This is a genomic window from Providencia sp. PROV116, from assembly GCF_028482485.1.
Lineage (GTDB): Bacteria > Pseudomonadota > Gammaproteobacteria > Enterobacterales > Enterobacteriaceae > Providencia > Providencia rettgeri.
In genome coordinates this window covers 1-13556 of the sequence record NZ_JAMPQO010000009.1, presented here as the reverse complement: position 1 = coordinate 13556, position 13556 = coordinate 1, and the positions used below count along the sequence as shown (strand labels likewise).

The following is a 13556-nucleotide window of genomic DNA, read 5'->3' as shown; positions in this document are numbered from 1 at the left end:
TCCCAGTGGACAAAAATAAAAAATCAAGCCAAATTAATTTGGCTTGATAAGCCAATTGGTATAAGTTCAGTTCGTTCATTTTTTCCGTCTAGCATAATATCTACATTTAATTGTTCTATGTGACGCATAAAATTTATTCTATCCGTTAATAAATCTATAATATCGGTAGAGTCTGACTGTCGTTTTGCTCTTTCATTAAAATATGTCGATAAATACATTAATCCGTAATTTTCCTTTAGCTTGTTAACTAGATTATCGAGTACTATATCATCATGCTCCTGCGCTATTTTAATCATCAAGTGGCGATAAGACTTAGATTTTGAACCATAGACTTCACGTAATATTAACGATGTGTCATTATGGATATCTGTAATAATGAGATCATTACCTTGCCGGTTAATGAACATCTTTCTCCAATTGTCAACTGACGGTATAATAATATCATCTACAGCATTATCTTTTGCGTTATTATCAATAATAATGGCACGATAAGCTTTCCAAGCATCTACACTAAATTCATATGTATCCCCCCCTTCTCCACCACTTAATATTAATGTATCAACATGAGCTATTTTAGATGGATTAATGATATCTGCCTCATGCGTTCCTTTAATTACAAATGAAGCACCTATCTTGTTCGATTCTTTTGTTCCATTTTCAGGCTGATAAAGTATTTCGTTCTTATCCGTTAGCATCATGAGGCCATTATCAATTTTCTTAATATTTTTAAATACTAACTCTGGGTATATTCTAATGCTATCAGCTATATTATTATTTGAACTCATATAGGTATTAATAACACCGAATGAATGTCGCATAGTATCAATATTAACAACTTGCTGACTATATAATTTACCGGTATTTCTATCAAATATAAACCCGTTTTGATTATCTGAATCAAATCCTAAAAATTGTAGCTCATGTTCTGATAACAAAGAGTGAGCAATAATAAATTTGCGATCAAAGTACCATGCAGGAATGATACTCTCATCTGAGCGCCTTAATCCCAATAAAGCAATTGCCTGTTTTGTTCCATTATAGTTGTCGTCAAGCTTTGATAACCAATTAGATGAATCTAATGTTTTTAACCAATGCTCATTAAATGCGACTATATCTATACTACCATCCGCATTAACTTGCTGTATCTTTCCTGACTTTCTTATAACAATAATATTTCCATTCCAATTAAAAACAGTGTTTATTTGTGTAATCGGGATTGAGTGTCCGTATATTTCTTGTGTGATAACCTTTGTTGTTGGATTGTTGATATCAAATACATCTTGCCCCAAGCCTTCTTGACGATATAATCTATCTTTTTCTTTACTATAGAAAAAAAACACTTCCGTTTCACTGTAGTCAATTAAACTACCAACAAGTATTAAATCAGCAGGGTTTTCAACAACCTTTGTATATTTATTTACACCAAGGTTAACCTTAATTAAAGTATTTGTGTCACGACGTAGCCAATAACGACGATTGATACCATTTTCATCTTTACCATCAATAGTTACTATCTTTGCAAGATTTAACGTAGAAAAATCTAACTTATCAGATTCTACTTCGCTAAGATTTTGACTGTAACGATCATTAGGTACATTATAATACATTTTTAAAATATGGTATCCCGAACTATTTATTTTTGTTGGTGAATTCGCTAAATATTCTAACAGCTTACTACTATTAAAAATATTAACGAGTTCAGATTTTTTTCCATCTATTTTATATTTAGTGAAAATTTCGTCATTATTATCATGATGAGTTAAACTAAAATAAATATTTTCATGCTCCCTCCATAGCTTATGTACTTTAAACGGTGATGATTTCTCATCAGCTAAATAATAATTATTATCGAGTTGACCACCATTATTAATATTGCTCCGCCAAATAATATTTTCTTCCTGAGAAAAGAAATAGGCATACTCTGCATCAATAGTTCCGAGTGTAGGCGAATGATAGATTTTATTTATTGAATTAGTAAAAAGCATTCTTTTTGTTGCGACCTCATAAAAAGCTCTCCCAACATTTTTCTTACCATATATATAATCATCAACTACAATAAAGTTACCGTGCAATTGGTGTTTATCAGCCAATTCATTTAGGTGCTGTTCAATTGACTGGCCTTTATTACTCCACTGTCGACCATCCTCTCTGATAACTTGAATGAGTTTATTTTTAAAATCTACCTCACGAACTTCATGCTCTGAATTAACTAAAATAACTTGATCAGATAAGGCACTTGGATCAATATTTATATTTAAACTGCCAATTCTTAGATAACCATCATTAACTTCTACTGTAGGATCACCGCCATCAATCAAACTTGTATCAATAACCCATTTTGAATTATGCTTAAAATTTGAATCATTTATTAATTTAATATTAACACCATGGTTAATACTAATAATATATTCACCACCCGCTCCGCTAAGGTTATAAGATAGTTTCCCATACCATTCACTGGATATTTTAGGCACGGCAATATGTGCTTTATTTATGGGTAAAATAATATTTGTTTTGGTACTGACATATTCATGATAAATTCTAGTTATAATATACTCACCAGGAAAAGAATAAAAATCATAATCAAATTTATCTGTTTCTTCTAATCTCCGCAAAACATTAAAACCATAATCATAACGAGTCAATGCACCTGGAAATAGATTAAAAGAATAATTAATATATGACTTTGGCACCCCTGGTAAAATAACGGTATCTGTCTCTTGAAATGGAATGTCATGCTTGCTCTGATAACCAAGTCCTTCTCGAATATTAATGGCTTGTTTTTTATCAACCACCGAATAGGGAAGATACGCTGCCCAAGCAATAAAATCTTTGCGCCCACTACCATTTCCACTGCGATGGGGCTGTGTACGGTAGAGATACTGGCTATCAAAGTTAATTTTTTTTGAGCGTAAGTCAATACGATCAAATACAGCCAAAGGACGTGGAACTAAGATCCGTTTACCACTTTTATTATCTATTTGATAATCAAATCCATTCCCACTATACGCATCATCTAAATGTTGGAAGTAGACCCCAACTTCTTTCGCATGCTCGCCAATTTCAGCATATGCACGTGCTAGTCCCACAATTCCAATTCCGAGGCCACCAACAATCACACCCACACCACCAAATACAGCAGCTGCCTCTGTAGCTCCGACAATACCTGCACCAATTGTTGCACCACTTAATAGTAAACTTGCTGAATCGAATGCCAGCTGAGTTCCAAATACAGCCTTTTGTGGATCATTTTCTGCATGTGTTAATTCATAAATATCAAACCCAACCATTGCGCCTTGAAAAACAGTACCGATCCCTTCATTAGCTACCCGGGCAAATGATGATGAAAAAGTCTTCATCGCAGAGTGGGTAATTCCCGCCTCCTCACACCAAAGCGTTTTAACTAACTTTACAACCTTTGTCACATCATTTACTGCACCATGCGCCATCATACTATAAGTGACATAAGCATGAATTTTTAATGCTTCCGCTAAATTTGATGACATGCCACTGCTTATGTTTTGTCTATTTTTATTCGCAGCCCACTGAATTAATGCGTGAACGGCCATTCCCATGTTCATTCCATCAACATGTTCCGCATTACCTATGCCACCTCGGCGCCGTAATTCAGAATGGTGAAATTCGTAGCTTTGTTCAAATGTATTTATATTTTCATTAAAGTACTCTTTAAATTCCATCAAAGTACTATCTGTTGTTTCAATCCAGCGCTCTCGAAATGCGATGTCTTTATTAATAAATTGAATACGGTATTTTCCCTCCTCAGTCATTTCTATACTAGAAAAATTAGGTAACCATGTTTCATCTAATTGATACTGTTCAGATATCTCATTAAATACTCTCTCAATTTTGTCCCCCCATCGTTCAGCGGTCAAAATTGTTAACGATGCTTTTATATTTAACTCTTTAGTGATTTGTATTTGATTTTCAATAAATTTAATCGTATTTTTACGCCTTTCAGCAACAAGATTCAAATCATCTGTATTGGATAAATCTGATACGACTAATCCCCCGCCCACTGCCACATTTCTCATCCCGTCAACATCAATAGAAATTAATTCAAAAATAGGTTTCGAATCAGAGCCTAAAGCAACATATAATTTAGCCATTTTTTTATTTATCATAAACTTATTTAGAGCTGAAAAAAGTTTATGACTACTTTCAAACATGAATATACCGAAATTAGGATCGTAAAAATAATAGGTTACACTATCTTCATATACAATTTTCCCCAACATCATCGCATGCTTCTGGCTATTTAAGGCATACATTTTCGTTGCATTCCCCTCAGTTAATCTAGCCTCAATAGCATTTAAATCTAGGTTACCTTGAGAACTCGAAGACTGTACCGCTTCAATATTTGAGTGAAGCCTTATTAATGATTTTTTTAATAGAATTGAGCTGTTATCTGTTGGTGATGCGGCAGCTAAAAAGAGTTTGTCGAGTAGTACATTACTACCATTTGGCCCATTCTCCTCTAATGCAACAGCCATAGCTCTAACAAGCGGATAACAGCGACCATCTGACATATCTCCCATTAAAGGTAAATAAAAATCTTGGGGGGATAGCCTAGAATTTATACTGCCCTCTCTCTTAAATAATTCATTTATTTCCCTCGTATTTTCTAAAATTTGATGACGACCTTCGTTATCTATCGTATTTTGAATATGCCTATACAATGCGCCACGTTCTGTCACGCTCAATTCAGGATTTAAATATAGAGCCATCATCTCTGATGAAGTCATTTCTTGATTAAAGCCTCGAATATCAGTTTTATTATAGTTATCATAACCTTCATTAAATTTATCATTAGCAATATTACGATCTCGCATCACCGCCAATTTATATTCTTTATTTAGTGCTATATTCGTAACACCGTTACCAAGTTCTTCATTTACGACTTGAACAACAGAGTCAATTCCAGTCTTATTTTTTATTTGTAGCCATAACCTGCTTTTTTCTACAGATAATGACTCAGTTAATATCGATAAATATTTTTGAGAATAGTAATCTTTAATAGTTTTTTCCATTTCCAGAATTGATATTAAATTATCGATCCTTATATTTTCGTCATTACTTCGTATTGACTTACTCTTTAGATTGCTTAATTCAACTTTAAATTTATCAATTTTTTTAATTAATTGATTGATTTTATCATAAATTTTCTTTTTAACCTTGCCATTTAAATCAACCCATGATTTTATTGCTGAGTTCTCCAGCGAAAACCCCCCATCAATATATTCACCATCTGAAACCTGGTCCGTATTTATACCAAATTCTTTTGCTATTTCTTTTAATTTATTTTGTGATGCATGGCGATATCGATTGAATTTTTCTAATTGTTTCTCGGAAAATTGATTATCAACATAATAACCTATCATAGAACTTTCGTTGTTACGTAGCTTAGGAATAGGTGTTCCATTGATCAATTCATATTCTTGCTTTTGTAATAATAACCGCCAATGGCCATCCTTAAAATACATATACGCCATCGCAAGGCCTTCATCTGAGCCTGGAACTTGGTAGTCCATATAATCAAATGCCATTACAACGTTATCATACAATATAGAACTATTCACACGGCCATCATGATAAACACGATAGGTTGTTTCATTCAGCTTAGTAACAATAACGGAGCACCCTGTTAAAGAGCCCGTGAATAAAAAACTATCCTCCGCAGCCTGAATAGGTATATCAACATAAGCAGGCGTTATACTGGACTGATTAGCCCCGTTATAACCTAAAAAATAAGTATGGAATGCTAATGAAGGCGAGATGCTTGAAGGCTCATATCTATATTCAACCGCATAACTATTCGGACCAATTTTAACTAAGTGTGCACGTCCATAAGGTGGTATTTTACCCATTGTTGTCATGCTATCCCCACTAATCGCATGCAAGCGGGTAAACGATAATGTGTCTGCAAGAAAGTTCTTAACATCAGGACTTGCTGGACTATTTTTAAGTGGCATACTGCCAAATAATCCAGATTTTAAACGACTATCACGCAGTACTTGTGCAACTAAATTAGAGTTAACTGTATCATAGCCCATCTCTTGCACTGTTCTCAGTAAAATTTGTTTTATTTGGCGAATTATTAATAATGATTCTGTATTAATAATTAGAAAATTATTATCTTTTTTAATTTCATCCATTTTATAAATGGAATTTTTTAATAAACAACTATTATTAAACATATAATTAAATCCTTTTATTTATCTATGTTATACAAGAGCATCTCCACATATCAAGAATTACATTTTATAAAAAATAATTCCATTAACAATCATTAAACAAATAATAAAATAAATATAATAGCTATCATTATCTTTTACAGGGATTATATAAGCAATAAGAATACAACTTTCTAAACTTAATATCTTAGCCGATAGAACTGGGGGAAAATACCAAGCTATTAGGCCGGTTCATTTCATTTGAGAGCTATCAATATCAGTGTCAAGACAGTTTTCTTTAGCTTCAAAATACCATTGATATCAAGGTGCTGGTACAAACAATGAATTTTTCATTACGTGGCGACGGTTATTTTGTATATATGTAGCACAGATAAAATACAGATAGGGGAAAATCAATTTAGTGATATTTCTAGTTTATTCTCAATAGCCTATTAGATTTACTACCAAACATAATATGTTCGGTATCAGTCTGATACCGGTCATTAGACTAGCATTTTTTATTTGGTAATCTTTGTAATCTACGCCATCACTACATTATCAAAAGGAATCGAACTATTAATTCTCCCATCATAATAGACCCGATAAGTTGTTTCATTTAGTTCAGTAACGATCACAAAACTATCAGAAAGTGTACGTGTAAATAAAAATTTTGCTTTAGATGAGTACTTGGGTATATCGATATAAACGAGCGATTTTTTACCTGATGATTGCCGTTATATCCTAGTAAAACGAATTGAACATCAACTTTATTATAAATTGTAGGAATGTGACTTAAATGATTTAATATCTACACTTGCAACTCTATTTGTTACACTTACCCAACTAATCGTTGTTGATTTTAATTTTTCATCATTAAAATTTAAAATAATTATTTTTATAGCATCCATGTTAAATTTTAATATACTAATGAAAAATAAAATAGATTATATTTAATTACACCTATTAGGGTTATTATTACAAGGAAACGTAATGAATAAAAAAATGCAATTTATCTTTCTAACAAACTCTTTTTTATCATGTTTGAGTTTTTCTTCCTTTTCTCAAGCCGATGTATCTAAAGCAAAATTAATTAATATCGAAGCTCCTCTAAAAAATCATATTTCATTTAACTCTTTTGAGAGTTTATCTTCTAATGATCATGGTCTCATTTTTAATAATGATATTAATGATAATAATCAGCTTGCAAACAAAGCTGCAAAACTAATATTGGCTGAAGTGACAGGAACAGAAGAAAGTAAAATTAAAGGTGTCCTCGGTATTAAAGGACAAGCCGCGAACCTAATTATTGCTAATCCCAATGGGATCTCATGGGCTGATGGCTCCATAAGTAATATTAATAGCTTATCTTTAATTGCAGGTAAGTTAGAAAAACAATATGTTAAAAATAAAGAAACGAAGCAGCTTGAAGCAAAAGCACTAGATGAATACAGTCAATTGAAATTCTCAGTTAGCCCCGCAAGCCAAATCAACATCAGCCAACAGCATGCCAGTCCGTTACAGCTTTCTAAACTGAATGTGTTCGCCGATCGAATAAAACTACAAAATGCACTAAATATTACGGCTGCGGTTCAAAACTATCTGAGTACATCCGGAAGTGCTTCAATTTCCCCACGAGAAGCAGTCATTCACTCAGGCTCTAAATTTAAAACGGATACACCTTATAGCCAAGGCAGCCACCTAGAACTGGGAGAAAATACCAAGCTATTAGGCCGGCTTATTTCATTTGAAAGTCATCAATATCAATGTAAAGACAGTTTTTTTTGCCCTCAAAATACAATTGATATCAAAGGTTTGATACAAACAATGAATTTTTCATTACGTGGCGACAGTGATTTTGTAATGCACGGCACAGGTAAAATACAAATAGGGAAAAATCAGCAAGTGCTTGTCGCACAGTAATGAAAAACGGGCTCATTTTTAATGAGCCCGTAGGTCGTTGGGAAAGTGAGATAAAATGTGTTTCTCTCACTTTATACTTTTAGCTAAAATCAATTTAGTGATTTTTCTTGTTTGCTTTATAGCCAAAAGAACCAAGCAAATAGAGAGATAACAATAATACATGCTACGTTCAGAACTGCACCGACCCGTACCATTTCAATTTGCCTGATATAACCAGAACCGAATACAATCGCATTTGGCGGAGTCGCAACAGGCAACATAAACGCACAAGAGGCACCAATACCAATAATCATAGTTAATACAATAACTGGCATACCTAATGCTTCAGCAACAGTAGCAAAAATAGGAACTAACAGGGCGGCACTTGCAGTATTACTCGTAAATTCAGTCAGGATGATAATAAAGGTTGTTACCGCTAAGATAATAACAAACCAATGACTTGTCCCAAATGTCATTTGCATCCAGTCAGCCATAATTTTACTGGCACCTGAAGAACTTAGAATTGCACTGAGAGTCAACCCCCCACCGAACAGCATCAATACGCCCCACTCGGTATTTTTTTGGATTTGTGACCAACTAGCAACCCCTGTTATACCAATCAAAATTGCAGCAATCATAGCAATAATGGTGTCGAGATCCTTCACACCACCAAGTGCTTCACTAATAAACGTACTGGTGATCCAGCAAACTACTGCAAACAGGAAAATCCCCATTGCTGTAATACGTTTGCCATTCCATTTAACATGCTCTAATTCAATTTCAAAGCGGTGTTTCAGATTTGGGCGTAACATCATGTACATCAATACAAACATCATCGGTAGTAAAACTACCATGATTGGAATGCCGTATTTCATCCACGATAAGAAATCTAAACCTAATGCAGCAGCCGCAATTGCGTTTGGTGGGCTACCCACAATAGTTCCTAGACCACCAATACTGGCACTATAAGCAACACCTAATAAAACAAACACAAACGTATTACGTTCATGACGTACATCGAGGTTAGATAAAATACCTAATACAAGTGGTAACATCATTGCAGCAGTTGCTGTGTTACTAATCCACATTGATAATAGCGCGGTAACACCAAACAACAGTAATACTGCGACTGATAAACGACCACGTGCAGCCATTAGTAAGCGGTTAGCAATTAGACGGTCTAAGCCTTGAATATGCAAAGCCGTCGCTAAAGCAAAGCCACCGAAGAATAAGAAAATAATTGGGTTTGCGAATGATTTAAGCGCTTCCCCAGTATTCATTAATCCAAGCCCAACCGCTAAGATAGGAATACAAAGTGCAGTAATAGTGACATGGATAGCTTCAGTTAGCCAAAGCACACCAATGAAAACCATCATTGCAAGGCCTGCATTTGCCTTGTCATCAAAAGGCAAATATTTTAAAAGTAAGATCAGAAGAACAATATCAACCGCTAAAATGATCCAACCCCGTTTATTGGATGGGGTCGGGCTGACCGCTGGTTGTAGGGATTCGGAAGCGTCCATGTAAACTCCATTAGCTCGGAAGCAAATTATTTTCGAGTATTATTGTTAATATTTTTTTGCAAGAGCTGGAATATAAAGTTAATTGTATGAAATTAAAATGTGGAGGAACTAAAAGTGCGATCTACACCGTATAATTTCATCGTTTTTCATGTAAACTCCAAAAAACCTACCCATTTACTCGTAAAAATCGAAGAATTAAATACTAAAATAGCCACTATAAATTAGCATATTATTTCTAAAGAGACGTATATCAATCAACTATCTAATTGATTGATTTTAAATTGATTATTAAATATAAAGTGAGTCAATAAAAGGCTGACCAATCATTAAGCTTACTAAAAATCCAATCAAATTTATTATGATACATTAGAGATAATCATAAATTACTGGGAATATATAGTAAAAATGGCTTCCTCAGCAAAGGTTTCAGTCGAAAAAAAAAGGAAGCCATCGGCTTCCTTTCGTATAAATTGGTTAACGAACTAAAATTACGCTTGGCCTTTAACTTCTTTTAAGCCATTGAATGGTGCATTTTTACCTAATGCTTCTTCAATACGAATCAGTTGGTTATATTTAGCAACACGGTCAGAACGGCTCATTGAACCCGTTTTGATTTGGCCTGCAGCTGTACCGACTGCTAAATCTGCGATAGTTGCATCTTCAGTTTCGCCTGAACGGTGAGAGATAACAGCTGTATAGCCTGCATCTTTCGCCATTTTAATTGCAGCCAAAGTTTCAGTTAAAGAACCAATTTGGTTGAATTTGATCAGGATAGAGTTAGCAATGCCTTTATCAATACCTTCTTTCAAGATCTTAGTGTTCGTTACAAACAGGTCGTCACCAACCAGTTGGATTTTGTCACCAAGAACTTTAGTTTGGTATGCGAAACCATCCCAGTCAGACTCATTCAGACCATCTTCGATAGACACGATTGGGTACTGTTTAGTCAGTTCTTCTAAATAGTGAGTGAACTCTTGTGAAGTGAAGGTTTTGCCTTCGCCTTTCAGCTCATAATTGCCTGTTTCTGCGTTATAGAACTCAGATGCTGCACAGTCCATTGCCAGTGTTACGTCTTTACCTAACACATAACCTGCTTGCTCAACCGCTTCTTTAATTGCTGCTAATGCCGCTGCGTTTGACTCTAAGTTAGGCGCATAACCACCTTCATCACCTACAGCAGTGTTCATACCTTTAGATTTCAGTACTTTTGCTAAGTGATGGAAAATTTCAGAACCCATACGAACAGCTTCTTTCAGCGTTGGTGCGCCAACAGGCTGGATCATGAATTCTTGGATATCAACGTTGTTATCTGCGTGCTCACCACCATTGATGATGTTCATCATAGGCAGAGGCATAGAGTATTGACCGTGAGTACCATTCAGGTCAGAAATGTGCTCATACAGAGGCATACCTTTCGCTGCCGCAGCTGCTTTTGCATTTGCTAAAGATACAGCCAGAATTGCGTTTGCACCAAATTTAGATTTGTTCTCAGTGCCATCGAGATCAATCATGATTTTATCGATGTTAGCTTGGTCTTTAGCATCTTTACCGATCAGCGCTTCTGCGATTGGACCATTAACAGCAGCAACTGCTTTCAGAACACCTTTACCCAGAAAACGTGCTTTATCACCGTCACGCAGTTCCAGAGCTTCACGAGAACCTGTTGACGCACCTGATGGTGCTGCAGCTAAACCAACAAAGCCACCTTCTAAATGAACTTCAGCTTCTACAGTTGGGTTACCACGAGAGTCAATGATTTCACGACCGATCACTTTAACAATTTTGGACATTAGGTTTTCCTCAGTACAAGTTAAATTTTGGGAAGTTGGTGCACCTGCGCCGACTTCCCCATATCTTATTTCAACTCACCTTTCTGGTACTTACCAGCGGCTTTAACAAAACCTGCAAACAACGGATGACCATCTCTTGGTGTAGAGGTGAACTCTGGGTGGAACTGACAAGCCACAAACCATGGATGATTTGGGTTTTCAATAATTTCCACCAGCTTGTTATCTACTGAACGACCTGCAATTTTCAGGCCCGCATCTTCTATGCGTTTCAGCAGTAAGTTGTTCACTTCATAACGGTGGCGGTGACGTTCAATAATGGTTTCTGAACCATACATCTCACGTACAAGGCTACCATTCACTAGGTGGCATGGTTGACTACCAACACGCATTGTTCCACCAAGGTCGCTCTCTTCTGAACGCACTTCAAGGTTACCCTCTTCGTCACGCCATTCTGTAATCAGCGCAACAACTGGGAATTTACAATCCGCTTTAAATTCTGTTGAATTTGCATCTGCCATATTGGCCACATTACGTGCAAATTCAATCAATGCAACTTGCATACCCAAACAAATCCCTAAGTAAGGGATCTTGTTTTCACGTGCATATTGAGCAGTCAGAATTTTACCTTCAATACCACGCTCACCAAAACCGCCTGGCACTAAAATAGCATCTAAATCTTTTAGTAACTCAACACCACGCGTTTCGATGTCTTGTGAATCAATCAATTTGATATTCACAGTTAAACGGTTTTTCAATCCACCGTGTTTTAATGCTTCAATTACAGATTTATACGCATCTGGTAACTCAACATATTTACCAACCATTCCAATGGTGACTTCACCAGCAGGATTAGCTTCTTCGTAAATAACTTGTTCCCACTCAGATAAATTAGCTTCTGGCGCATCAATGCGGAAACGGTTACAAATGTACTCATCCAAACCTTGTGATTTTAACAAGGCTGGAATTTTATAAATTGAATCAACGTCTTTGAGAGAAATAACCGCTTTCTCTGGCACATTACAGAACAATGCGATCTTTGCACGTTCATTTGCTGGGATCACTCTGTCTGAGCGACAGATTAACACGTCTGGCTGGATACCAATTGACAGCAATTCTTTCACAGAATGTTGAGTTGGCTTAGTTTTCACTTCACCAGCTGCTGCAAGGTAAGGCACTAATGTTAAGTGCAAATATAAAGTACGCTCACGGCCGACTTCTGCAGCCATTTGACGAATCGCTTCAAGGAATGGCAATGATTCAATATCACCCACTGTACCACCAACTTCAACCAAAACAACGTCATGGCCTTCGCCACCACGGATGATGCGGTCTTTAATTTCATTAGTGATATGAGGGATAACTTGAATTGTAGCGCCTAAGTAGTCGCCACGGCGCTCTTTGCGCAGAACTTCAGAGTAAACACGCCCAGTCGTAAAGTTATTACGACGAGTCATTTTAGTACGGATGAAGCGCTCATAATGACCCAAATCTAAGTCAGTTTCAGCGCCGTCTTCTGTAACGAAAACTTCCCCGTGTTGGGTTGGGCTCATTGTGCCTGGATCTACGTTGATGTAGGGATCCAGTTTCATAATAGTCACATTGAGTCCACGGGCTTCGAGTATAGCCGCCAAAGAGGCTGCGGCAATGCCTTTACCCAGAGAGGATACGACCCCGCCGGTCACAAAAATATAATTAGTTTTCATGCTGAACCTGAAAGTTTAGGTTTAAAAGATGATGGATATAACAGGACGGGAAAACAGTATACCCGAACCTTAATTTCGCTACAAATGTTCTAAGCATAATAAGGCTAAATTTCATCAATACTCTAATATTATCAGCAAGTTAAAAGCGAAAATTATTTATCGCTTCAAAATTAGTCATCTTTGTCTATTTTCATAGATTAACACAGTTCAAATGCAAAAGCTAAATCCTTTCAGCTCATTGTGTGGTATAAAAAATGCGATTCTGCACTAACTTTGATTTTGAATAACTATTTACTCTACTTGTCGCTATTTAACACCTCAATATTTCACGTCACCCATTATTTTTGAAGCTTTGTTTGGTGCTATTGAATGAAGTGCTTTTAGAACAAACCAACAACCGCCAGATTTTAAAACAACTAATGGTTTAAACAATTGCAGACAAGGTCCGCA

5 protein-coding genes are annotated in these 13556 nt (G+C 35.8%); 1 reads left to right on the top strand and 4 read right to left on the bottom strand.

Annotated elements, in window-relative coordinates:
- Positions 1–23: 23 nt before the first annotated feature.
- Positions 24–6215 (bottom strand): TcdA/TcdB pore-forming domain-containing protein, encoded by a 6192-nt coding sequence (locus PSE72_RS06900; RefSeq protein ID WP_115166797.1) that lies wholly within the window; start codon positions 6213–6215, stop codon positions 24–26.
- Positions 6216–7181: 966 nt separating this feature from the next.
- On the opposite strand from PSE72_RS06900, the gene PSE72_RS06895 reads away from it, so the two are divergent.
- Positions 7182–8111 (top strand): two-partner secretion domain-containing protein, encoded by a 930-nt coding sequence (locus PSE72_RS06895; RefSeq protein WP_232800839.1) that lies wholly within the window; start codon positions 7182–7184, stop codon positions 8109–8111.
- 116 nt (positions 8112–8227) lie between these two features.
- On the opposite strand, the gene PSE72_RS06890 is transcribed toward PSE72_RS06895, so the two are convergent.
- The 3 genes from PSE72_RS06890 to pyrG all read right to left on the bottom strand — a co-directional run bounded on the left by PSE72_RS06890 (position 8228) and on the right by pyrG (position 13106).
- Positions 8228–9613, bottom strand: a complete 1386-nt coding sequence (locus tag PSE72_RS06890; RefSeq protein ID WP_004913667.1) for a DASS family sodium-coupled anion symporter — start codon at positions 9611–9613, stop codon at positions 8228–8230.
- A gap of 488 nt (positions 9614–10101) precedes the next feature.
- The gene (eno, locus tag PSE72_RS06885; RefSeq protein ID WP_004260453.1) at positions 10102–11403 is read right to left on the bottom strand and encodes a phosphopyruvate hydratase; all 1302 of its coding nucleotides are present in this window, start codon (positions 11401–11403) and stop codon (positions 10102–10104) included.
- A 65-nt stretch (positions 11404–11468) separates the two neighbouring features.
- A complete protein-coding gene (gene pyrG / locus PSE72_RS06880; protein ID WP_004913671.1) occupies positions 11469–13106 on the bottom strand; it encodes a glutamine hydrolyzing CTP synthase in 1638 nt (545 codons plus the stop codon).
- Positions 13107–13556 lie beyond the last annotated feature (450 nt).

Coding starts and splice junctions, on each gene's coding strand:
- PSE72_RS06900 (WP_115166797.1), bottom strand. CDS start 6,215: ATGTTTAATAATAGTTGTTTATTAAAAAATTCCATTTATAAAATGGAT.
- PSE72_RS06895 (WP_232800839.1), top strand. CDS start 7,182: ATGAATAAAAAAATGCAATTTATCTTTCTAACAAACTCTTTTTTATCA.
- PSE72_RS06890 (WP_004913667.1), bottom strand. CDS start 9,613: ATGGACGCTTCCGAATCCCTACAACCAGCGGTCAGCCCGACCCCATCC.
- eno (WP_004260453.1), bottom strand. CDS start 11,403: ATGTCCAAAATTGTTAAAGTGATCGGTCGTGAAATCATTGACTCTCGT.
- pyrG (WP_004913671.1), bottom strand. CDS start 13,106: ATGAAAACTAATTATATTTTTGTGACCGGCGGGGTCGTATCCTCTCTG.